The 21,968-nt window shown below is 71.0% G+C and carries 18 protein-coding genes and 1 pseudogene; 11 read left to right on the top strand and 8 right to left on the bottom strand.

Annotated features, from left to right (window positions below):
* Positions 1–122 precede the first annotated feature (122 nt).
* Positions 123–497, top strand: a complete 375-nt coding sequence (locus ACZ3OF_RS30125; RefSeq protein ID WP_361676117.1) for a hypothetical protein — start codon at positions 123–125, stop codon at positions 495–497.
* 138 nt (positions 498–635) lie between these two features.
* On the opposite strand, the gene ACZ3OF_RS30120 is transcribed toward ACZ3OF_RS30125, so the two are convergent.
* From ACZ3OF_RS30120 to ACZ3OF_RS30110, 3 genes are all read right to left on the bottom strand, one after another.
* On the bottom strand, positions 636–1,061 hold the full coding sequence (locus tag ACZ3OF_RS30120; protein WP_467307902.1) for a contact-dependent growth inhibition system immunity protein: 426 nt from the start codon (positions 1,059–1,061) through the stop codon (positions 636–638).
* 98 nt (positions 1,062–1,159) lie between these two features.
* The gene (locus ACZ3OF_RS30115; RefSeq protein ID WP_361676123.1) at positions 1,160–2,077 is read right to left on the bottom strand and encodes a S1 family peptidase; all 918 of its coding nucleotides are present in this window, start codon (positions 2,075–2,077) and stop codon (positions 1,160–1,162) included.
* Between the two features lie 649 nt (positions 2,078–2,726).
* On the bottom strand, positions 2,727–3,911 hold the full coding sequence (locus ACZ3OF_RS30110) for a serine hydrolase domain-containing protein (RefSeq protein ID WP_467307900.1): 1,185 nt from the start codon (positions 3,909–3,911) through the stop codon (positions 2,727–2,729).
* Positions 3,912–4,136: 225 nt separating this feature from the next.
* Between ACZ3OF_RS30110 and ACZ3OF_RS30105 the strand changes: the two genes are divergently transcribed.
* The 5 genes and pseudogenes from ACZ3OF_RS30105 to ACZ3OF_RS30085 form a co-directional block, all read left to right on the top strand.
* Positions 4,137–5,978: a glycoside hydrolase family 15 protein gene (locus ACZ3OF_RS30105; protein WP_467307899.1), complete on the top strand. Its 1,842-nt coding sequence runs from the start codon at positions 4,137–4,139 to the stop codon at positions 5,976–5,978.
* 6 nt (positions 5,979–5,984) lie between these two features.
* A complete protein-coding gene (gene zapE / locus ACZ3OF_RS30100) occupies positions 5,985–7,130 on the top strand; it encodes a cell division protein ZapE (protein WP_467307898.1) in 1,146 nt (381 codons plus the stop codon).
* Positions 7,131–7,237: 107 nt separating this feature from the next.
* Positions 7,238–7,855 carry a PadR family transcriptional regulator gene (locus tag ACZ3OF_RS30095; RefSeq protein WP_467307896.1) on the top strand — a complete coding sequence of 206 codons (618 nt, stop codon included), beginning with the start codon at positions 7,238–7,240 and terminating at the stop codon, positions 7,853–7,855.
* Positions 7,856–7,925: 70 nt separating this feature from the next.
* Positions 7,926–9,650, top strand: a complete 1,725-nt coding sequence (locus ACZ3OF_RS30090; protein WP_467307894.1) for an acyl-CoA dehydrogenase family protein — start codon at positions 7,926–7,928, stop codon at positions 9,648–9,650.
* Between the two features lie 416 nt (positions 9,651–10,066).
* A pseudogene (locus ACZ3OF_RS30085) lies at positions 10,067–10,858 on the top strand (amino acid permease); the annotation flags it as partial.
* Positions 10,859–11,043: 185 nt separating this feature from the next.
* Here ACZ3OF_RS30085 and lysA read toward each other — a convergent pair.
* The 4 genes from lysA to ACZ3OF_RS30065 all read right to left on the bottom strand — a co-directional run bounded on the left by lysA (position 11,044) and on the right by ACZ3OF_RS30065 (position 13,723).
* The gene (gene lysA, locus ACZ3OF_RS30080; RefSeq protein WP_467307892.1) at positions 11,044–12,378 is read right to left on the bottom strand and encodes a diaminopimelate decarboxylase; all 1,335 of its coding nucleotides are present in this window, start codon (positions 12,376–12,378) and stop codon (positions 11,044–11,046) included.
* Positions 12,379–12,394: 16 nt separating this feature from the next.
* On the bottom strand, positions 12,395–12,745 hold the full coding sequence (locus ACZ3OF_RS30075; protein ID WP_361676139.1) for an SAV_915 family protein: 351 nt from the start codon (positions 12,743–12,745) through the stop codon (positions 12,395–12,397).
* Between the two features lie 207 nt (positions 12,746–12,952).
* On the bottom strand, positions 12,953–13,120 hold the full coding sequence (locus ACZ3OF_RS30070) for a hypothetical protein (protein WP_467307891.1): 168 nt from the start codon (positions 13,118–13,120) through the stop codon (positions 12,953–12,955).
* A gap of 45 nt (positions 13,121–13,165) precedes the next feature.
* On the bottom strand, positions 13,166–13,723 hold the full coding sequence (locus ACZ3OF_RS30065) for a hypothetical protein (protein ID WP_467307889.1): 558 nt from the start codon (positions 13,721–13,723) through the stop codon (positions 13,166–13,168).
* A 379-nt stretch (positions 13,724–14,102) separates the two neighbouring features.
* On the opposite strand from ACZ3OF_RS30065, the gene kdpF reads away from it, so the two are divergent.
* The 4 genes from kdpF to ACZ3OF_RS30045 are packed head-to-tail and all read left to right on the top strand — an operon-like array spanning position 14,103 to position 18,699.
* A complete protein-coding gene (gene kdpF, locus ACZ3OF_RS30060; RefSeq protein ID WP_329853613.1) occupies positions 14,103–14,192 on the top strand; it encodes a K(+)-transporting ATPase subunit F in 90 nt (29 codons plus the stop codon).
* A gap of 8 nt (positions 14,193–14,200) precedes the next feature.
* Positions 14,201–15,865 carry a potassium-transporting ATPase subunit KdpA gene (gene kdpA, locus ACZ3OF_RS30055; RefSeq protein ID WP_361676145.1) on the top strand — a complete coding sequence of 555 codons (1,665 nt, stop codon included), beginning with the start codon at positions 14,201–14,203 and terminating at the stop codon, positions 15,863–15,865.
* Positions 15,862–18,012 carry a potassium-transporting ATPase subunit KdpB gene (gene kdpB, locus ACZ3OF_RS30050; RefSeq protein WP_467307885.1) on the top strand — a complete coding sequence of 717 codons (2,151 nt, stop codon included), beginning with the start codon at positions 15,862–15,864 and terminating at the stop codon, positions 18,010–18,012. Before kdpA ends, kdpB begins: the two co-directional genes overlap by 4 nt.
* Before the next feature lie 18 nt (positions 18,013–18,030).
* Entirely contained in the window at positions 18,031–18,699 is a 669-nt protein-coding gene (locus ACZ3OF_RS30045) for a potassium-transporting ATPase subunit C (protein WP_361676151.1), read from the top strand.
* A 195-nt stretch (positions 18,700–18,894) separates the two neighbouring features.
* Here the strand turns inward: ACZ3OF_RS30045 and ACZ3OF_RS30040 are convergent, their stop codons facing one another.
* A complete protein-coding gene (locus tag ACZ3OF_RS30040; RefSeq protein WP_361676154.1) occupies positions 18,895–20,547 on the bottom strand; it encodes an FAD-dependent oxidoreductase in 1,653 nt (550 codons plus the stop codon).
* 235 nt (positions 20,548–20,782) lie between these two features.
* On the opposite strand from ACZ3OF_RS30040, the gene ACZ3OF_RS30035 reads away from it, so the two are divergent.
* The gene (locus ACZ3OF_RS30035; protein WP_361676157.1) at positions 20,783–21,907 is read left to right on the top strand and encodes a SchA/CurD-like domain-containing protein; all 1,125 of its coding nucleotides are present in this window, start codon (positions 20,783–20,785) and stop codon (positions 21,905–21,907) included.
* Positions 21,908–21,968: the final 61 nt, after the last annotated feature.

Raw genomic sequence — 21,968 nt, 5'->3', positions numbered from 1 at the left:
CACCGGAACGTGAGGCGGGAGCCGCGCCCAGGGGCGTCGGCCTCACATTTCACGGGCCTGTGTCGTCGGACTTCCGGGACAGTACCGATCCACCGCCGCGAGGCAGAAGAGGGGACCACGTCATGGCCACCGAGACGACGACCGTACAGAGCGGCTTCACCTTCCTGAAGGTCGCGAGCGCCCTCCAGAGCTTGTCCCTCCTCTTCCAGGCCGCCAGCGCGGGTCTGCTGCTGTCCGCCTCCTACGGCGAGGTGCTGCACAGCGTCGGGGCGCGCGTGATGTACGGCGCCTCGATGCTCTACCTGCTCGCCGCGATCCTGGCCTGGCGCCCGGGCGGCGGATCACCCCGCCCCATCCTGTACGCCGCCGGCTTCCTCGCCCTCGCCTCGGCGCAGGTGGTCCTGGGCATCGCGCACGTACCGTCGTGGCACGTCCCTCTGGGCGTCCTGATGTTCGGCCTCAGCGTCCTGGCCCTCGTCCCGCACCGGTCGAAGTAGCGGCCCGTGGTGGGGGTCCGGGTCGGGGAGGAGACGGACCGCCGGCCGGACGGCTTCGTTCCGTACCGCAGACGGTGCTGTCGGCAGGTTCGCGCGTGGGCGGGCGCCACGCGTCCGGCCGCGGTGTCGCGCATCGGGTCAGGAGGGTGATCCGGAGCGGGCGACGAAGCGGCCGAGGTCGTCGGCCGCGCCGCGCGGCAGATCGGCGAGCGCGGCACGGGGGAGGGCCGCGACCACGGCGGCCAGCTCCTCCGCGAGGTCCGGCAGCGGGTGCCACGCCCTCTCCGGCACCGTGACGGCCGCCAGCAGCAGGTCACCCTCGTAGAAGTACGCGTCCAGCAGCGGCTCTTCGAGGAGTATGCGCACCGCCGGGGGGAGCACGAACGGCAGGGCCACCTGCTGGGCGAGGAGCGTCCGCAGATCCGCGGGGGCGAGCTCCCGTAGCGGCACGCGCCGCAGCGCGTGCACCGTGCGGACCAGATGGGTCGCGTCGGCGGCGGGCTCCGCCCAGCGGGGAGGGTCCAGCTCGTCGAGCGTACGGTCGAGGTGCAGGAGGCGGTTCACGGGCCCATTCTCCGTCGTCGCAGGCTCCGCCGTTGCCTCATGGGCGAGGCCGGCGGCCCCCGAGGGGACCACCGGCCCGTGTGCTTCGTCGGCGCGTGCTAGAAGACGCTCACGCCGTACGCGCTCAGAGCCTCCGTCACCGGCTGGAAGAACGTGGTCCCGCCGCTGCTGCAGTTGCCGCTGCCGCCCGAGGTGAGACCGAGCGCGGTCGTGCCCGAGAACAGGGCGCCGCCGCTGTCGCCCGGCTCGGCGCAGACGTTGGTCTGGATCATGCCGTAGACGACGTCGCCGCCGCCGTAGTTGACGGTGGCGTTGAGGCCGGTGACCGTACCGCCGCGCAGGCCGGTCGTGCTGCCGCTGCGCTGCACGGACTGGCCCACGGACGCGTTGCCGGCGCCGGTGATGTCGCGGTAGCTGCCGTTGTAGAGGTAGACCCGGCCGTCGGCGGCCGAAGCGTTGGAGTGGCGGATGATGCCGTAGTCGTTGGTCGGGAAGCTGGAACCGGCCCGGGTGCCGAGCACGGTGGTGTTGGCCGAGTTCGTGTACCAGGTGCTGCCGATGTTGGTGCAGTGCCCGGCCGTCAGGGCGTAGTAGGTCGAGCCGCTGCGGACGTTGAAGCCGAGCGAGCAGCGTCCGCCGCCCGCGTAGATGGCCTGACCGCCCGCGATGAGCTTGGTGAACGTGCCGGGCGTCCGCTTGATCTCCAGGTCGGCCGCGCGGTCGCCCGCCGCCTTCCTGATCGTGGCGATCTCGGCGGCGGAGACGGTGGAGTCGGCGGTGACGACGACCTTCCCGGTCGCCGCGTCGGTGTACCACGCGGTGCCGGGCACGTCCGCTCCGCGTACGGCCTGGTCGGTGACGGCGAGTTGGGCGGCGGTGGCCCGGCCGTCGTCGACCGTCGCCGCGGACGACATGGGGGCGGCAAGCGCCGAGGCGGCGAGCAGCGCGGACGCGACGGCGATCAGCCGTGCGCCCTTGGCGACGCCGCCGAGGGGGGACAGACGCTTGAGGTTCACTACATCCTCCGGTTGGGGGGAGCGGGGGGCCCGCTGGGTGGGCGGACCCTTGCCGAGGAGCCGGCAGGTTCACGGGCGGAGGACGGACGTTCAGGGATCCCGCCATGGACCTGTCAAGCTCGACAAGGGGAATCCTCGAATCCGAAGGCCGTGGCGGCAAGAACACCTTTCGGCCGATCTACGCGCGTCCATGCGGTCCGGAGCGTGAAGGGGGGTCACGTACGAGCGGATCCGTCGCCGTGCCCGGTGTGCGGGACCGGGCAGGTGCAAATGCTTACGGCAATTTGCTGACTGCCTTTCAGGGGTGAGCTTTCCGAGTCGAGTGGGGCACGATGAGGGAGTTCAGGAAGCGGAAGGTGTTGCCCCGTTTCTCCTGTTCACCCACCGGGGCGTCCTCATGTCCGCGCATCGCGCACCCGCGGCCGGTGGCGCACCGGCGAGCGGGCCTCGGCCGGGCGCGGGAGCGGTAGCGGGCGCACAGATCCGGCCGCGAGGCGAGGTGCGTGGGGCGGGCGAGGGACGTGTGGTGCGCGGCGGTGAGGCGGTCGATTCGGGGCGGTGGGCGCCGAGTGGTACAGGTGCCCGGCGCCCCCCAATGCCCCGCATTCGTTCTTTCCGTCCCGGCCGGCCGGGTGTCCGGTTCCCGGTGTCAGAGCGCCTCGTACACAGCGGCTATCAGAGCCGTCTTGCGTGGGTCGTCCGCGATGTGGGGTCCCATACGGTTCATCACATATCCCAGAGACACCCCTGATTCAGGGTCCGCGAGGCCGCAGGAGCCGCCGAAGCCGTCGTGTCCGAAGGCGCGCGGATTGGGGCCGTACGAGGCGTTGGGGCCGCTCAGCCACAGCCCGAGCGCGCACTCCGTGTCGTGGGCGAATCCCGCGCCGAGCACCAGGTCACGGCAGACCCCCTGGCCCTCGCGGGCCCGTTCGGCGGCCGGTTCGGATAGGATCCGGAGCTCGCCGTACCGGCCGCGCCCGGCGAAGACGCCGTACAGCTGCGCGACCGCCCGGGCCGTTCCGTGGCCGTTGGCCGCCGGCAGTTCGGCGGCACGCCACTCGGGGCTGTTGGCCTGGTCGGCGCCGACGGGCGGGTTGGCCAGGGCGGCCTGCGCCGCGGGCTCCAACTGGGCGAACATCGCCGCCTGTTCGCTCGCCGACGAGGTCCGGGGGTGCACGAGCTCGGCCGCCCGGTCCGCCTCCTTCTCCGGCAGACCGATGGTGAAGTCGATGCCGAGCGGTCCGGTGATCTCATGGCGGAGAAAGGCGCCGGGCAGCTCGCCGGTGACGCGCCGGATCACCTCGCCGACCAGGAAGCCGTACGTCATGGCGTGGTACCCGGAGCGCGTGCCGGGCTCCCACCACGGCTCCATCGCGGCGAGTCGGGCGGTCGTCACCTCCCAGTCGTAGAACTCGGCGAGAGAGAGCGGCTCGCGCAGGCCGGACAGCCCCGCGCGGTGGGACAGGAGATGACGTACGGGAAGCGTCTCCTTGCCTGCCGCGCCGAACTCGGGCCAGTACGAGGCGACCGGCGCGTCCAGGTCGAGCAACCCTCGGTCCGCGAGCAGGTGGGCGCAGAGCGCCGTCACGCCCTTGGTCGTGGACCAGACGTTGACGACGGTGTCACGCTCCCACGGCCGTGTGCGAGCGGCGTCCGCCCAGCCGCCCCACAGGTCGACCACGGTCTCGCCGTGCACCTGGACCGTCACCGCCGCGCCGAGTTCGTCCCTCCTACGGAAGTTGGCCTCGAAGGCGTCGCGTACAGCGGCGAAACGGGGATCGCAGTGACCCTCGATCGCGAGGGTGTGCGAAGGGGCCGGGTCGGGCTCGGGCATGACGTCCTCCAGGGGTTCCTCGACGGTCCCGCGCAACATACCGACTGGTCGGACCGGCGGAAAGGGTGCGCGCATCCCCTACGGCAGCGGCGGCTCGTCCTGCCGCCGCGTCGTTCGCCCGGTCGGTTGCTCCATGTTGCCGAATCGGGCCATGACGGGTTGCGTGGGGACCGAGACGGCGCGCGGCACCGGAACGCCCGAGCCGAGGCGGAAGCGAGGTCCCGGGTGCCCGGCTATCCACCTATCGCGGACCATGGACTGATCGGCGACCTCCAGTGCGCCGCGCTGGTCTCCGCAGGCGGCGCGGTCGACTGGTTCTGCGCACCCCGCTTCGACTCGCCGAGCATCTTCGCCTCCCTCCTCGACCAGGAGCGGGGCGGCCACTTCACCATCGCTCCCACGGCGGACGAGGTCACCGTCCGCCAGCTCTACCTGCCCGACACGGCCGTCCTGATCACCAGGTTCCTCACCCCCGAGGGGGTGGGCGAGGTGGTCGACTTCATGCCGGTGGGCGAGCAGCCGGACGTGCCCACCGACCGGCACCGCATGGTGCGGGCGCTGCGCGTGGTGCGCGGGACCCTCACCTTCCATGTGCAGTGCAGGCCGCGCTTCGACTACGGCCGCGCACCGCACACCCTCACGCTCGACGGCGACGCCGCCACGTTCCACGGCCCCGGCCTCGACGTGCATCTGCGGAGCACCGTGCCTCTGGAGGCCGACGGCCAGGACGTCCGTGCCACCCTCACCCTCCGGCAGGGCGAGATCGCCGGAATCGTGCTGGAGACCGCGTCGCCCTCCCCGGGAGCGGCGCCCGCCGCCGGCCCCGCCCCGGTCACGGCGCACACACTGGAGGAGGACATCAAGGAGACCCACGCCTTCTGGCACGGGTGGATCCGCCGCTGCCGCTACCAGGGGCGCTGGCAGCACATGGTCAACCGCTCGGCCATCACCCTCAAGCTGCTCATCTACGCCCCGACCGGCGCGCCGATCGCCGCCGCCACCATGGGCCTGCCCGAACAGATCGGCGGTGAGCGGAACTGGGACTACCGCTACACCTGGATCCGCGACGCGTCGCTCTCGGTGCGCGTCCTGCTCGACCTCGGCTTCGTCGAGGAGGCGGACGCCTTCCGCCGCTGGCTCAGCCTGCGCGCCCACGCGCCCCGCTCGCCGGGCGGCGAGCCGATGCAGATCATGTACCGGATCGACGGTGACCCGCACCTGACCGAGGAGACCCTGGACCATCTGTCCGGCTACCGCGACTCCGCCCCCGTACGGGCCGGGAACGGGGCGGCCGAGCAACTCCAGCTCGACATCTACGGTGAACTCGCCTACGCGATGACCCACTCCCCGGATCTGGCCGATCTCGCCGGCTACGAGGGGTGGCAGAGGTTCGCGGGACTCCTCGACTGGCTCTGTGACAACTGGGACCGCCCCGACGAGGGCATCTGGGAGACCCGCGGCGGCCGGAAGCACTTCACGTACAGCCGGGTGATGTGCTGGGTCGCGCTCGACCGCGGCATCCGCCTCGCCAACGAGTACGCCCGTCCGGCCGATCTGGCGCGCTGGACGGTCCAGCGCAACGCGATCCTCACCCAGGTGATGGAACGCGGCTGGAACCCCGCGCGCGCGGCGTTCGTGCAGCACTACGACAGCGAGGTCCTCGACGCCTCGCTGCTGCTCATACCGCTGGTCGGCTTCATCTCCCCGAGGTCGTCCCGATGGCTGTCCACGCTGGACGCCATGGACCGCGAACTCGTCACGGACAGCCTCGTCTACCGCTACAACCCCGAGGCGTCCCCCGACGGCCTGCGCGGCTTCGAGGGCACCTTCTCGCTCTGCAGCTTCCTCTACGTCGAGGCGACGGCCCGGGCGGGCCGCCTGGACAAGGCCCGCTACGCGATGGACAAGATGCTCACCTACGCCAACCACGTCGGGCTCTTCGCGGAGGAGATCGGCCCGACGGGCGAGCAACTCGGCAACTTCCCGCAGGCGTTCACCCATCTAGCCCTCATCACGGCGGCGATGGCCCTCGACGAGGAACTCGACAAGGCCGCCGCCCGCGACTGATGCCTGGTGATCGGCGCGACCGGGCCCGGTGCTAGCGTCGCGGTGCGTGAACAGGATCATGCGCGAGCAGCACGAGGCGATGCGGCGCCACTTCCAACAGGCCGCCGAGCAGCGGAATTCACCCTCGCACCGGCGCAGGAGCAGGCGGCCGAACGGCTCTGCCTGCTCGCCGGTGAACTGGCTGCCTCGGAAGGCTGGTTCCGTCGCTCCCGCCCCGCGCCCCGCAACCTCTACGTGTGGGGCCCTGTCGGGCGCGGCAAGAGCTGGCTCGTGGACACCTTCTTCGAGGGCCTGCCGACCACGCGCAAGCGGCGGCTGCACTTCCACGACTTCTTCCGCGCCCTGCACGACGGCGTCGCCCGTGAGGGGCACGCCGGGGAGCGTCCGGCCCGTGACGGCCGGCACAGCGCCGTCGACCGCGCGGTCGACAAGCTGCTCGGAGACTGCCGGATCCTGGTCTTCGACGAGTTCCACGCGCACGACGCGGGCGACGCGATGCTGGTGGCCCGGCTCCTCCGTACGCTCCTCGACCGGCACATCACGCTCGTCACGACCTCCAACTATCCGCCCGCCGGCCTGATGCCGAACCTGCTCCACCACCATCTCTTCGAGCCCACGATCCAACTGATCGAGGAGCGCATGGACGTCCTGGACGTGTCCGGCCCCACCGACTTCCGGCGCCTGCCCGCACCGAGCCCCGGCTCACGGCGGTTCGCGGAGGGGGCCTGCCTCCCGGAGGGGGCCGATGCCCTCCCGGACGAGCCGGGACTGCGCGCACCGCACCCGGGCGAAGCGACCCTCGTCCCCGTCCACCATCGAGAGCTGCCCGCCAAGGCCGTGCGCGCGTCCCTGGTGTGGCTCGGCTTCGGCGAGCTGTGCGAGGGCGCCACCGCGGCCCCCGACTACCTGGCCCTCGCCGAGCGCTTCGACACCCTGGCCCTGGACGGCGTTCCGCCGCTCGGCTGCTGCACGGCGGACGGGCGCCGGCGGTTCGCCAACCTGGTGGACGTCTGCTGCGACCGTGACATACGGCTCTTCCTGATCGGCGCCGACCCACTGGCGGGGCTGCCCGAGGATTCCGGTCTGCTGCGCGACCTGGACCGTACGGCCAGCCGGCTGGCGATGCTCCGCCGCGCGGACGTCGCCCGGTAGCCGTCGAGCCGCTCCCTGACCTCGTCGCCCGGGCCGCCCGGGTGAGCCGCGTCTCACCCGGGCGGTCGCGCTTGCCTATGCAACGAGTTGCATAGAAGGATTCGGGTGTGGCGATCGAACACGCGATTCTTGTGTCCCTGCTGGAGAAACCCGGTTCCGGCTACGAGCTGGCCCGGCGCTTCGAGCGGTCCATCGGATACTTCTGGACCGCCAGCCATCAGCAGATCTACCGCGTGCTCAAGCGGATGGAGAGCGAGGGCTGGGTCGACGTCCAGGACGTGCAGCAGCAGGGCCGTCCGGACAAGAAGGAGTACTCCGTCGCGGCCCTCGGACGGACCGTGCTGTCCACCTGGCTGCACGAGCCCATCGAGCCCGAGAGCATCCGGCACGACCTCGCCGTGAAGATCCGGGGGGCAGCGTTCGACGACCCCGCCGCGCTGATCGGCGAGGTGGAGCGGCACCGGCAGGCGCACACCGAGCGCCTCGCCCGCTACCTCGCGGGCGAGGAACGGGACTTCACGGGACCGGACGCGCCCGGTGCGACGGCCGGCGACCCGCCCGGTGCGACCGGCGGCCAGGCCCATGCGTCGTCCGGCGGCTCGCTCGACGCGGGGAGGGAACTCCAGCACGTCGTGCTGCGCGGAGGCATCGCGTACGAACGGATGACGCTCGCCTGGCTCGACGACGTCCTCGCCACCCTCCACCGGCTCGGTGCCGGGCGCTGACCGTGCCCGCCCCGCCCCACCCCCGCGCCACCACGCCCACGCACCCTCATCGGACCGAAAGACGGAGCTCATGGCCGACTCGCTGCTCTTCAACCCGCACACCTACGACCCGGCACACTTCGATCCCGAGACCCGCCGACTGCTGCGCGCCACCGTCGACTGGTTCGAGGAGCGCGGAAAGCGCCGGCTGATCGAGGACTACCGCACCCGCGCCTGGCTGGGGGACTTCCTCGCCTTCTCCGCCAAGGAAGGGCTCTTCGAGACCTTCCTGACGCCCTCCTCCGAGGCCGCCGAGGGGCAGCGGGACAAGCGCTGGGACACCGCCCGTATCGCCGCCCTCAACGAGATCCTCGGCTTCTACGGGCTCGACTACTGGTACGCCTGGCAGGTCACCATCCTCGGCCTCGGCCCGGTCTGGCAGAGCGACAACGCCGCCGCCCGCGCCCGCGCCGCGGAACTCCTCTCCCAGGGCGAGGTGTTCGCCTTCGGCCTCTCCGAGAAGACCCACGGCGCCGACATCTACTCCACCGACATGCTGCTCGAGCCCGACGGTGCGGGCGGCTTCCGGGCCACCGGGTCCAAGTACTACATCGGCAACGGCAACGCGGCCGGGCTCGTCTCCGTCTTCGGCCGCCGCACGGACGTCGAGGGCCCCGACGGCTACGTCTTCTTCGCCGCCGACAGCCGCCACCCCGCGTACCACCTCGTGAAGAACGTCGTCGACTCCTCGAAGTTCGTCAGCGAGTTCCGGCTGGAGGACTACCCCGTCGCCGCGGAGGACGTCCTGCACACCGGCCGAGCCGCCTTCGACGCCGCGCTCAACACCGTCAACGTCGGAAAGTTCAACCTCTGCACCGCCTCGATCGGCATCTGCGAGCACGCGATGTACGAGGCCGTCACCCATGCCCACAACCGCATCCTCTACGGCCGCCCCGTCACCGCCTTCCCGCACGTGCGCCGTGAGCTGACCGACGCGTACGTCCGTCTCGTCGGCATGAAGCTCTTCAGCGACCGCGCGGTCGACTACTTCCGCACCGCCGGACCGGACGACCGCCGCTACCTCCTCTTCAACCCGATGACGAAGATGAAGGTGACCACGGAGGGCGAGAAGGTCATCGACCTGATGTGGGACGTCATCGCCGCCAAGGGCTTCGAGAAGGACAACTACTTCGCCCAGGCGGCCGTCGAGATCCGGGGCCTCCCGAAGCTGGAGGGCACGGTCCACGTCAACCTGGCGCTGATCCTGAAGTTCATGCGGAACCACCTCCTGGACCCGGCGGCGTACGAGCCCGTCCCGACCCGCCTGGACGGCACCGACGACACGTTCCTCTTCCGCCAGGGGCCGGCCCGCGGTCTGGGGTCCGTGCGCTTCCACGACTGGCGCCCGGCGTACGACACGTACGCGCACCTGCCCAACGTCGGCCGCTTCCGCGAGCAGGCGGACGCGCTGTGCGAGTTCGTCCGCACCGCCGCGCCCGACGAGGAGCAGAGCCGCGACCTGGATCTCCTGCTCGCCGTCGGCCAGCTGTTCGCGCTCGTCGTCCACGGCCAGCTGGTCCTGGAGCAGGCGCGCCTCACGGATCTCGACGAGGACGTGCTGGACGAGCTGTTCGCCGTCCTCGTACGGGACTTCTCCGCGCACGCGGTCGAGCTGCACGGCAAGGACTCCGCCACCGAGCAGCAGCAGGCCTGGTCGCTGGGGGCCGTGCGCCGCCCGGTCGTCGACGAGCCGCGCTCGGACCGCGTCTGGCAGCGCGTCGAGGCGCTCTCGGGTACGTACGAGATGGCCGAGTAGCCACCCGCCCTCCTCATGCAGGGGTCCGTCCACGACCGGTCGTGGACGGACCCCGACGGCGTCGGTCCCTCGTCGCGGCCTCACCGAGGACCACACCACCGACTGCTTCCGCCACGCCGAACTCGCTCCTTGACGCCCGCTCCCGCCGGACGCCCGTGTTCCCGGCGCTCCGTAGGGGAGGCGTGAAGAGAGGGGCGCGGTGCGTATGGACGCCGACAAGAAGGCTCGGGGTCCCGCCGTACGGCGGTCACGCTGTTCCTCGATCTGTCCCGTTCGGAGGAACCAGCACCATGTCCCTGCACCCAGGCAAGCCGACCACAGCGCCAGAGGAGACCGGCGCGGAGGAACCCCCCGATACCGGCGCCGGTGAGCGGCACAGGCTCACCGCGCTCCAAGGTCTCGCCGCGCTGTCCTTGGTGCTCGCGCTGGCCGTCGTCTCCGCCGCGCTGCTGGTCGTCTCCGGCGGCGACACGAACACCCTCGTCCCCCTCTTCGCGATCGGTGTGTTCGTCGGCTTCACCATCTGCCAGGCCGGCATGGTCCGCCACTGGCACGGCGAGCGGGGCGGGCCCTGGCGGGCGAAGGCCGTACTGAACGGTTTCGGCGCCCTGTTGACCGGTGCCGCCGCGATCGTCGTCACCGCCACCAAGTTCACCGAGGGCGCGTGGCTGATCGTCCTCGCCCTGCCACTGCTCGTCCTCGGCTTCGAGAAGGTCCACCGCGCCTACGGCCGTATCGGCGAACGCCTGGAGCTGGGCCGTGTCCCCGAACCGCCGCAGCGCGCCCACTCGCTGGTCGTCGTCCCCGTCTCCGGTCTTTCCAAGCTGACCTGCACGGCGCTCACCGCAGCCCGCTCGCTGGGCGACGAGGTGCTCGCCGTCACCGTCACCCACCCGGCGCCCGAGGACCGACGCACGGCCGAAGCGCTGCGCCGCGACTGGGAGTTGTGGAACCCGGGCGTCGAAGTCGTCGAGCTCGGCTCACCGACGCGCGCGCTGGGCCGCCCGGTCTCCGGGTACGTCCGCGAACTGGCCGACACACACCCCGCCTCCCAGATCACCGTACTGATCCCGGAGACCGAGCCCGCGCACCTCTGGCAGCGCCTGCTCCAGAACCAGCGCGGCTCCGTCGTCGCGCACGCCGTGCGCCGCGACACCGACGCGGTGATCTGCCGCCTCCGCTTCCGTGTCACCGACGACGAGCGCTGACACCTCCCCGCCGCCGACGCCCCGCCTGCCGACCCTCGGCAGGCGGGGCGTTCTCGGCTACGCCCCCGGCCTCACGGCCCCCACCCCCTGGCCGGCCGACCCGGCGACGGCGCCATACGACGACCGCCGGACCGTCGCTCTCACAGCGACGGTCCGGCGGGGGCCACGAGGGACGGGGCGGGGGCCTACTCGCCGACGTCCCGGCTGCGGAGGTCGTCCAGCGTCTCGCGCCGTACCAGGAGACGGGCCGTGCCGCCGTCCACCGCGACCACCGGGGGACGGCCGACCATGTTGTAACCGGAGGCCATGGACAGCTGGTACGCCCCCGCCACCGGTACCGCGAGCAGATCGCCGGGCCGGGTGTCACCGGGCAGCTCGACGTCCGCGGCGAGGATGTCTCCCGCCTCGCAGTGCCGGCCCACCACCGTGGTCGTCCGGGCGCCCGCGGTGGAGTGGCGGCCGACCAGACGAGGGGCGTAGCGCACCCCGTACAGCGCCGGGCGTGGGTTGTCGCTCATGCCGCCGTCCACGGCGACGAACACCTGATCGCCGGTGGTCTTCACGGCCAGCACCCGATAGAGCGCCACACCCGCCGGGCCCGCGACGGCCCGCCCGGGTTCGATGGCGAGCCGGGGCACCGGGAGCGCGGCCGCCGCACAGCTCGCGGCGAGTTCGGTGCGGAGCCCGCGGGCCAGGGCCGTGAGGTCGAGGGCGGGTTCGCCCGGGCGGTACGCGATGCCGTGGCCTCTGCCCATGTCGAGTTCGGGCAGCACCGGACCGTGGGTGTCGCGGATACGGGCCATCAGGCCCACCATGCGGCGCAGAGCCGCGACGTACGGCTTCACGCTCGTGATCTGGGACCCGATGTGGCAGTGCAGCCCGACCAACTGGAGTTGAGGCTGGGTCAGCACGCGGGCGATGGCGTGCTGCGCGGTGCCGTCGGTGAGGGACAGGCCGAACTTCTGGCCGTCCGTGCCGGTACGGATCTTCTCGTGGCCGCCGGCCGAGACGCCGGGCACGACACGCACCAGCACCTTCTGCCGGCCGCGCGGACCCACCGCGGCGGCGAGCCGCGCGATCTCCGACGGGCTGTCGATGACGATCCGGCCCACCCCGAGCCGCAGGGCCGTCCCGATGTCGCGCGGCGACTTCGCGTTGCCGTGCAGGACGATCCGGTCCGGCGGAAAGCCGGAGGTGACGGCGAGTTCGAGCTCGCCTGCCGAGCGCACGTCGAGGCCGAGGCCCTCCTCGGCGACCCAGCGGACCATGGTCCGGGAGAGGAACGCCTTGGCGGCGTACAGAACGTCGGCGTCGGGGAAGGCATCCCGGTAGGCCCGGCAGCGGGCCCGTACCTCGCCCTCGTCCAGGACGTACGCCGGCGTGTCGAAGCGCTCGGCGACATCGGCGAGCGACACCCCGCCGACGGCGAGACCGCCGTGGGGGAGCGGGGTGGTGGACGCCGGCCACACCGACAGATCGTCCGCGCCCGCGGCGATCTCGGAGACCAGAGCTGTGGTCATGGAACTCGTCCCCCTCTCAGACGGCCCGGAGGGCCTGGACCGGCAACAGGTCCGGCGTCGGCGCGGCCCCCTTGGGGACCGCGGGAGCCGACAGCGTCGGGTCGACGGTGACCAGACTCGCGCCGAGCGGCTCGCACAGGTCCCGCAGGACGGCCTCCGAGAGCCGGATGTACGCCTGGTTCTCGCCCAGCACCGTGGTCAGCCGGTGCGTACTGGTGAAGCCGACGGCGGTACGCGCGCCCAGCGGCGTGCGGAACAGCCGGATCACGGTCTCCGCGCCGCTTCCCGGCCGGACGGGCACGTACAGCGGTCCGGCCGGGACCTGTTCTTCGGGCTCGGGGTCGTCGTCGTACCGGAACAGACACATGGGGCCCTCCCTGAGGAGCCGCGAACGGTCGGTGAGGCCCCGGTCGCCGTGAGGCGGTCCGGGGCGTGCACCGAAGCTATCCCCGACTCCGTACCGCCGGGGCAGCGCTCTGACGCCGTCTTGACGGCGATCGGCCGGTTCTCTACACATCGCTGACGACCGACGGGGCATCGCGTCAGAACCCCACCAGAGATGCCGTCCCCGGCGTCAGAAGACCGTCAGAAGCACCGCCCCGCGCCACGCTTGGAGCCGTTGGACGTGGGTGCGCCACTCCGACTCGTCCTGGGTCTCGAAGAGCGCGCTCCAGTGCCCGGAGGCCGGGACGGAGCGCTCCGCTCCGTACTGCTGACGCTTTCGTTTCCGCTGCCCCGGCATCGGCACAGCATCGCCGAGCCGATGCCGGGGCGGCAAGGCACGTGTCTACCGCTCCTCGGGCAGGCCCTCGTCCATGCCGGAGATCCGGAACACCGCTCGGGCCGTCTCCCGGTCGAGGCACCGGCCAAGCCGCTCCAGTTCGGCGCTGCCGCGGACCAGGGTGCCGCGGGCACGGGAGGTTCGGGCGTCCGCTTCCAGGAGGTACCACAGGGGCGGGTTGGCGACGAAGACGCGCGGATCGACCTCGGCGCGCCCGCCCTTGGAGTCGCACAGGATCAGTCGCTGGGCGACGCCGTCGGACCAGTCGACGGAGGCCAGCCGGTCGGTGTGCACGGTCCGCCGGCACGTCAGGCCGCGGACGGTCAGCCGCCCCGGCGCGGCCTCCACCCGCGGCGGCACGAGGATCAAGAACAACAGCGCGGAGAGCCCGCACCACAGGAACGCGTGGACGGGGCTCAGGCTGTGGTTCCCGGCCTCGACGGTGAGGGACATGCCGAGCAGCGTCACCGCGAACCCGACGGCGGCCCGCAGGTCCGAGGGCCAGCCCATGTCGTGTACGGCACGGGGCGAGTGGTTCTCCGAAGGCACGAAGGGGAGTTCCATGGAACGAACGCTATGGCGGGAAACGGAGATCCGGCCCGGCCCTTTACGGACTCGCTGTGCGGCGGTGGCGAGCCCTGACGCGCTGCCGCCCGGCCCCGCGGACCGCCCCCGGCTCCTGTCGACCGGACCTCGGCCGACCGTCGGGCCCCGGGGTTCCGTGACCCCCGCCATAGCGCCGTACAGGACGCGTAAAGAGCGCGCCGCGGGCCGTATGGGGGCCGTTAACGGACGCCGCGACCTGGCTGAAAAGCGGTTTCCTCATCACGTCCGAGAATCCGTTCTTCACTCAGGAGCTCACGATGGCCGACGTGGCCTTCGTCGTCACCACGATCGCGATCTTCGCGCTGGTGGCTCTCATCGCCAAGGGGGTGGCCAAGCTGTGACCGCCGAGAACATCGTCGGGCTGATCGTGGCCGTCGCCCTGCTGGTCTATCTCGTCCTCGCCCTCGTCAAGCCGGAGAGGTTCTGAGTACGGATATGAGTCCCGTCCTCGCTGGTGTGCTCCAGCTCCTCGCCTTGGTCGCCGCTCTCGGTCTGGCCTACCGGCCGCTGGGTGACCACATGGCCCGCGTCTACTCCTCCGACAAGCACCTGCGGGTGGAGAAGTGGATCTACAAGGCCATCGGCGCCAACCCGAACATGGAGATGCGCTGGCCCGCCTACCTGCGCGGAGTCCTCGCCTTCTCGGCGGTGGGCGTCCTCTTCCTCTACCTGCTCCAGCGGATGCAGGGCTCGCTACCCGGCTCGCTCGGCTTCGCCTCGATCGACCCGGACCAGGCGTTCAACACGGCCGCGTCCTTCGTGGCGAACACGAACTGGCAGTCGTACTACGGCGAGCAGGCCATGGGTCACGTCGTGCAGACCGGCGGCCTGGCGGTGCAGAACTTCGTCTCGGCGGCGGTGGGGATCGCCGTCGCGGTCGCCCTCGTACGTGGCTTCGCCCGGTCCCGTACGGGTGAGCTGGGCAACTTCTGGTCGGACCTGGTGCGCGGCACGGTCCGCGTCCTGCTGCCGATCTCGGTCGTGGGCGCGCTCGTGCTGGTCGCCTGCGGCGCGATCCAGAACTTCGCCGGAATCCACGAGGTCGGCCAGTTCATGGGCGGCACCCAGCAGTGGAACGGCGGTGCGGTCGCCTCGCAGGAGGTCATCAAGGAGCTGGGGACGAACGGTGGCGGTTACTTCAACGCCAACTCGGCCCACCCCTTCGAGAACCCCAACGGGCTCTCCAACCTCTTCGAGATCTTCCTGATCCTCGTCATCCCGTTCGCGCTGACCCGCACCTTCGGCCGCATGGTCGGCTCGCTCAGGCAGGGGTACGCGATCCTGGCGACGATGGCCACGATCTGGCTCGGCTTCACCGCGCTGATGATGTGGACCGAGTTCGCCCACAACGGCCCCGCGTTCGACCTCGCGGGCGGTGCCATGGAGGGCAAGGAGACCCGGTTCGGGATCGGCGGCTCGTCGATCTTCGCCGTGGCCACCACGCTGACCTCCACCGGCGCGGTCAACTCGTTCCACTCCTCGTACACCGGCTTCGGCGGCGGCATCACCATGCTGGGCATGCAGCTCGGCGAGATCGCGCCCGGCGGTGTCGGCTCCGGCCTCTACGGCATGCTGATCATGGCGATCATCGCGGTGTTCATCGCCGGTCTGATGGTCGGCCGTACCCCCGAGTACCTGGGCAAGAAGATCGGCACCCGCGAGATCAAGTTCGCGGCGTGCTACATCCTCGTCACCCCGGCGCTGGTGCTGTGCTTCACGGCGGCCTCGTTCGCCCTGGACACTCCGGCGAACTCCATGACGAACTCCGGGGCACACGGCTTCTCCGAGATCCTCTACGCCTTCACCTCCGGCGCCAACAACAACGGCTCCGCGTTCGCCGGTCTGAACGCCGACACCCAGTGGTTCAACTCGACGATCGGCATCGCGATGCTGCTCGGCCGGTTCCTGCCGATGGTGTTCGTCCTGGCGCTCGCGGGCTCGCTCGCCGAGCAGACGCCCGTCCCGGAGACCGCGGGCACCCTGCGGACCGAGAAACCGCTGTTCACCGGTCTGCTGGTCGGCACCATCATGATCATCACCGGTCTCACCTACTTCCCGGCCCTCGCGCTGGGACCGCTCGCCGAAGGGCTCGCGGCATGAACATCGACGTGAAGAAGCAAGAGGGCGGCGTGTCCACCACAGCCACTCCGGCCGAGGCGCCGCACGGCGACCTGTCCGCCGGACACAAGCCGGCAGGGCGTGTCGGCGGGGGTCTGTTCGACCCCAAGCAGCTGGTCAAGTCCTTCCCGGACGCGATCAGGAAGCTCGACCCGCGCGTGATGATCACGTCGCCGGTGATGTTCGTGGTGCTGATCGGCTCGGTGGTCACCACCGTCCTGGCGATCAGGAACCCGGGGGACTGGTTCGGCTGGGCGATCACCGCCTGGCTGTGGCTGACCACGATCTTCGCCAACCTGGCGGAGGCCGTGGCCGAGGGCCGCGGCAAGGCGCAGGCCGACACCCTGCGCAAGGCCAAGACCGACACCGTCGCCCGCCGCCTGATCGGCACGAACGAGGAGCGGGTGCCGGGCACCGAGCTGAAGATCGGTGACCTGGTCGTCTGCGAGGCCGGCGACATCATCCCCGGCGACGGTGACGTCGTCGAGGGCGTGGCTTCGGTCGACGAGTCGGCGATCACGGGTGAGTCGGCTCCGGTCATCCGCGAGTCCGGCGGTGACCGCTCGGCCGTCACCGGCGGTACGAAGGTGCTGTCCGACCGGATCGTCGTCAAGATCACGACGAAGCCCGGCGAGACCTTCATCGACCGGATGATCAACCTGGTCGAGGGCGCCTCCCGGCAGAAGACCCCGAACGAGATCGCCCTCAACATCCTGCTGGCGTCCCTCACGATCGTCTTCCTGCTCGCCGTCGTCACGCTGAAGCCGTTCGCCGTCTACGCGGGCGCCGACAAGCAGACCTCGATGATCGTCCTGACCGCGCTCCTCGTCTGCCTCATCCCGACGACGATCGGCGCGCTGCTGTCCGCGATCGGCATCGCCGGCATGGACCGGCTCGTGCAGCGCAACGTGCTCGCGATGTCGGGTCGTGCGGTCGAGGCCGCCGGTGACGTCTCCACCCTGCTCCTGGACAAGACCGGCACCATCACCCTGGGCAACCGCCAGGCGTCGGAGTTCGTCCCGGTCAAGGGCGCCACGGAGGCCGAACTCGCCGACGCCGCCCAGCTCTCCTCGCTGGCCGACGAGACGCCCGAGGGCCGTTCCGTCGTCGTCCTCGCCAAGGAGAGGTACGGCCTGCGCGAGCGCCACCAGGGCGAGCTGTCCCACGCCGAGTGGATCGCGTTCACCGCCCAGACCCGTATGTCGGGCGTCGACCTCGTCGAGAACGGGGTCGGACGGAAGGTCCGCAAGGGCGCGACCGGCTCGGTCGTGGCCTGGGTGCAGGAACAGGGCGGGAACGTCTCGGAGGACGCGCAGGCGCTCACCGACCGGATCTCCCAGGCCGGCGGCACGCCGCTGCTGGTGGCCGTCGAGGACGGCGAGGGCGCGCGCGTCGTGGGTGTCATCCACCTGAAGGACGTCGTCAAGGAGGGCATGCGGGAGCGGTTCGACGAGCTGCGCCGCATGGGCATCAGGACGGTCATGATCACGGGTGACAACCCGCTGACCGCGAAGGCCATCGCCGAGGAGGCGGGTGTCGACGACTTTCTCGCCGAGGCCACCCCCGAGGACAAGATGGCCCTCATCAAGCGGGAGCAGGCGGGCGGCAAGCTCGTCGCGATGACCGGCGACGGCACCAACGACGCCCCTGCCCTCGCGCAGGCCGATGTCGGCGTGGCCATGAACACCGGCACCTCGGCCGCCAAGGAGGCCGGGAACATGGTGGACCTGGACTCCAACCCGACGAAGCTCATCGAGATCGTCGGGATCGGCAAGCAGCTCCTCATCACCCGAGGCGCGTTGACGACCTTCTCGATCGCCAACGACGTGGCGAAGTACTTCGCGATCATCCCCGCGATGTTCGCGGTCGCCCACCCGTCGCTGGACAAGCTCAACATCATGGGCCTGGCCTCGCCGGAGTCCGCGATCCTGTCCGCCGTCATCTTCAACGCGCTGATCATCGTCGCGCTCGTCCCGCTCGCGCTCAAGGGCGTGCGGTACCGGCCGACCAGCGCGGACAGGATGCTCCGCCGGAACCTCGGGATCTACGGCCTCGGCGGCCTGATCGCCCCGTTCATCGGCATCAAGATCATCGACCTCCTCATCTCCCTCATCCCCGGGCTGCGTTAATCCGAAGGCGTGCTGACCATGAACAACTCCGTAGGAAACGCAGGGCGCTTGCTCTGGGCCGGACTCCGTGCCCTGCTCGTCCTGACCGTGGTGACGGGCGTGCTCTACCCGCTGGCCGTCACGGGCATCGCCCAGGTCGCGTTCGGCGACAAGGCCAACGGGTCCGAGATCGAGAGCGAGGGCAAGGTCGTCGGCTCCGCACTCATCGGCCAGACCTACAATCTGCCCCTCGAGGACGGGGAGGAGACGGCCACACCGGATCTGAAGTGGTTCCAGCCCCGTCCCTCCAACGGCCTGGGCACCAACAGCGTCAACACCCAGTACTCGATCATCCTCTCCGGCGCCACGAACCGCTCGGGCGACAACGAGGACCTGATCACCTGGGTCACGGACGCCAAGGCCGCCGTGGTGAAGGACAACTCCACCGCCACCTACAAGGTCAAGCCCTCGGACGTGCCGGCCGACGCCGTCACCTCCTCCGGCTCCGGCCTCGACCCGCACATCTCGCCGGAGTACGCGCAACTCCAGGTCCACCGGGTCGCGGAGAGGAACGACCTCACCGTCGCCCAGGTCGACAAGCTCGTCGCCGATCACACCGACGACCGGATCCTCGGCTTCATCGGCGAACCGCGCGTCAACGTCCTCCAGCTCAACATCGCCCTCAAGCAAGTGGTGAACAAGGGCTGATGGCCCATCGTGACGGGAGAGGACACCCTCCGGGGGAGGCCTGACCATGGTCCTCGGCCTGCGGACGGCCGAGGCCGCCGCCGTCCCGCCCGGAGCTCTCTGCGGGGACGACGACCTGACATCGGGCGAGCCGGGGCGGGACGGCACCGGCCGGCGCTCAGGAGAGCGCCGGCCGGTGACATGCGACGGGAACGGTCAGTTGTGGTCGAGGATCGCCGTGACGACCTCACGCAACGCCGCCTCGGGATCGGACGCCGCCCCGTCGGAGCGCCACGCGACGAACCCGTCCGGGCGGACGAGGACCGCGCCGTCCGCCGTGACACCGTGGACCTCCGCCCAGTCCAGACCCTCGGAGGACAGCTCCGCCTCGGGCCCGTCGCCGATCCGGTACGGGACGAGGGGCAACGACAGCTCCTCCGCCACGCGAGCCGCAGCCGTGTGCCACCCCGCGCTGCTCCCGGAACTCAGGAGCACCAGGGTCCGCTCGTACAGGTCGAGGGTGGAGACCCGCTCACCGGCGCGCTTCACCCACATGTGGGGAGCCCTGCTCCCGGGCTCGCCCGTCAACCGCAGGGAGTCGGGCACGACCGGCACCGTCAGGTCGGCACCCCGCACCGCCCCCCGCGGATAGCGGTAGCCCAGCGCCACGTTGAGGATGCCGCCCTTCCTTCCGCCGGGGCCGCCTGCTCCCGGCTCGGGGGCGTACCCGGGGTGGCTGTGCTCGACCGAACGCGACGAGGCGCGGGAACTCGTCGCCTCCGCGACCGGCCGGCGCTCCTCGTCGTACGACGCGAGCAGACCGGGCCCGGCCCAGCCGGCCAGCACGGCGGCCAGCTTCCACGCGATGTTGTGCGCGTCCTGGATACCCGTGTTGGAGCCGAACGCCCCGGTGGGCGGCATCTCGTGGGCGGCGTCACCGACGAGGAACACCCGCCCGTCCGCGTACCGCTGGGCGACCCTCTGCGCGGCGTGCCAGGGGGCCCGGCCCTTGATCTCCACATCGAGGTCCGGCACCCCCACGGCCCGCCGGATGTGCTCGGCGCACCGCTCGTCGGTGAACTCCTCCAGCGTCTCACCGAGTTCGGGGTGCCAGGGCGCGTGGAACACCCAGTGCTCCTGGTTGTCGACGGGCAGCAGGGCCCCGTCGGCCTCCGGATTCGTCAAGTAGCACACCACGAAGCGCCGGTCGCCGACGACGTCGGCGAGGCCGCGCGAGACGAACATGACGCTCACGTTGTGGAACAGGTCGCCCGGGCCGCTCTGCCCGATGCCGAGCTGCTCGCGCACGGGGCTGCGCGGGCCGTCCGCCGCGACGAGGTAGTCCGCCCGGATGGTGACATGCTCACCCGTCTCGCGGCTCTTGACCCGAGCGGTCACCCCCTCGGCGTCCTGCTCGAACGACATCAGCTCCGACGAGAACCGCAGGTCTCCGCCGAGCTGCCGAGCGGTCTCCAGGAGCACCGGCTCGAGATCGTTCTGGCTGCACAGGCACCAGCCGGCGGGACTGAAGCGGGCGAGTCCGCCGCCCGGATCGATCTCCTTGAACAGCCATTCGCCGGCATCGCCGACCAGGCTCGGCGTCTGCAGGATGCCGTTGTTCCGTCCCAGGACGGACGCGGCCTCCTCGATGCGCTGCTGCACACCGGCGCCTCGGAACAGCTCCATCGTGCGCACGTTGTTGCCGCGCCCCCGGGGGTGGATCGACGTGGCCGCGTGGCGCTCGACGAGGATGTGCGGCACACCGAGACGCCCCAGGAACAGCGACGTGGACAAGCCCACCAGAGAGCCGCCGACGATGAGGACGGGCGTCCGGTGAACGACCTCGCCGGCGTCTTCGGATCGGTTCATTGAATGCCTCCAGCGTCACCTGCGACGCGAGTCAGGGGTGGGATGCAGATGCATGCCCTCCGAGGGGCGGTGCGCGCGCTCGGAGCACCCGATTGACGCGGGGTTCACTCGTCCGCCCCGTGGGGCTCGCGTGGATCGGGGTGCCCGCCGACGATCGGCACATGACGACCCCGGCGCCTTCATCGGGCACGGCGGTCCCTCCCGACCCTCCGTGAAGAGAGAAGAGGTGCGCCGGATGAGCAACTCGGGACGCATATCTCAGTCGGCTTTCGACGGCTCCAGGCTGCGGGTGATTCTGCTCCTCGACCTGTACGAAGGCGCCCAGCAGCAGTTCCTGGACGCGTACGAGCTCATGCGCCGGCAGGTCGCCTCCGTCCCCGGTCACATCAGCGACCAGCTCTGCCAGTCCATCGAGAACCCCTCGCAGTGGCTCATCACCAGCGAGTGGGAGAGCGCTCCTCCCTTCCTCGCCTGGGTGAACAGCGAGGAGCATGTCGAGACCGTCAGGCCGATGCACAGCTGCGTCCGGGACACCCGGTCTATGCGGTACAGCATCGTCCGCGAGACCGGCCCCCGACAGCCGCTCACGCAGGAGCCGGCGTCCGCGCACGAGCAGGTCGCGGCCCGGGTCGGCGACGGTGTGGCACGCCACGCCCTCACCTTCACCGTCAAGCCGGGATCCGAGTCGAAGGTCGCGGAACTCCTGGCCGGGTACCAGTCGCCCAAGGCCCAGGTCGACGAGAACACCCGTCTGCGCCGCACCTCGCTCTTCATGCACGGCAACCGCGTCGTGCGAGCCGTGGAAGTGGAGGGCGACCTCCTCGCGGCCCTGCGCCACGTCGCCCGGCAGCCCGAGGTACGCGCGGTCGAGGAGGCCATCAACCCGTACCTGGAGCAGGACCGGGACCTGACCGACCCCGAGTCGGCGCGGGTCTTCTTCACCCGGGCGGCCCTCCCTGCCGTGCACCACGTGGTGTCCGGGCGGCCGGCCCCCGAGGGCCTGCGGCGCCACGCGCTGTACTACCCGGCGAAGGAAGGCCGCGGCATGGACCTGGCCCGCCTGCTGGCGCAGCAGGACGAGGCCGCGGCGGACGACCCGAAGAGCCCCGTGTGGGGGAGCACCGTCTTCCAGCGCGACGACATCGTGGTGCGCCTCATCGACATCACGGGCGACCTCGACGTCGACCCCATCGCCTCCCTCGGCCTCAAGGGTCCCCGCAAGGCGGCCGTCCTCGAACGTCTCCTCGACGGCGCCGCGATCGGCGTCGAGGGCTCCCTGGAGACGGACCGCAACATCAACCGGCTCCTGTCGCACGCCGACATGCTGCCCGTCACCGACCGCAGCTCGGCGGACTCCTGACGTTCGGCCGCGGCCTTCGGGCCGCGGCCCTCTCCCCGGCACGTCACTGCCACACTCGGAG

It is taken from the genome of Streptomyces sp. NPDC022552, from assembly GCF_055561875.1.
The sequence above is the reverse complement of the archived record's forward strand: the minus strand, read 5'-3'. Positions and strand labels throughout refer to the sequence as shown.

Excerpts from the sequence above, each read along its gene's own strand:
- ACZ3OF_RS30125 (WP_361676117.1), top strand. The coding sequence starts at position 123 with ATGGCCACCGAGACGACGACCGTACAGAGCGGCTTCACCTTCCTGAAG.
- ACZ3OF_RS30110 (WP_467307900.1), bottom strand. The coding sequence starts at position 3,911 with ATGCCCGAGCCCGACCCGGCCCCTTCGCACACCCTCGCGATCGAGGGT.
- ACZ3OF_RS30090 (WP_467307894.1), top strand. The coding sequence starts at position 7,926 with ATGGCCGACTCGCTGCTCTTCAACCCGCACACCTACGACCCGGCACAC.
- lysA (WP_467307892.1), bottom strand. The coding sequence starts at position 12,378 with ATGACCACAGCTCTGGTCTCCGAGATCGCCGCGGGCGCGGACGATCTG.
- ACZ3OF_RS30075 (WP_361676139.1), bottom strand. The coding sequence starts at position 12,745 with ATGTGTCTGTTCCGGTACGACGACGACCCCGAGCCCGAAGAACAGGTC.
- ACZ3OF_RS30070 (WP_467307891.1), bottom strand. The coding sequence starts at position 13,120 with ATGCCGGGGCAGCGGAAACGAAAGCGTCAGCAGTACGGAGCGGAGCGC.
- ACZ3OF_RS30065 (WP_467307889.1), bottom strand. The coding sequence starts at position 13,723 with ATGGAACTCCCCTTCGTGCCTTCGGAGAACCACTCGCCCCGTGCCGTA.
- kdpA (WP_361676145.1), top strand. The coding sequence starts at position 14,201 with ATGAGTCCCGTCCTCGCTGGTGTGCTCCAGCTCCTCGCCTTGGTCGCC.
- kdpB (WP_467307885.1), top strand. The coding sequence starts at position 15,862 with ATGAACATCGACGTGAAGAAGCAAGAGGGCGGCGTGTCCACCACAGCC.
- ACZ3OF_RS30045 (WP_361676151.1), top strand. The coding sequence starts at position 18,031 with ATGAACAACTCCGTAGGAAACGCAGGGCGCTTGCTCTGGGCCGGACTC.
- ACZ3OF_RS30040 (WP_361676154.1), bottom strand. The coding sequence starts at position 20,547 with ATGAACCGATCCGAAGACGCCGGCGAGGTCGTTCACCGGACGCCCGTC.
- ACZ3OF_RS30035 (WP_361676157.1), top strand. The coding sequence starts at position 20,783 with ATGAGCAACTCGGGACGCATATCTCAGTCGGCTTTCGACGGCTCCAGG.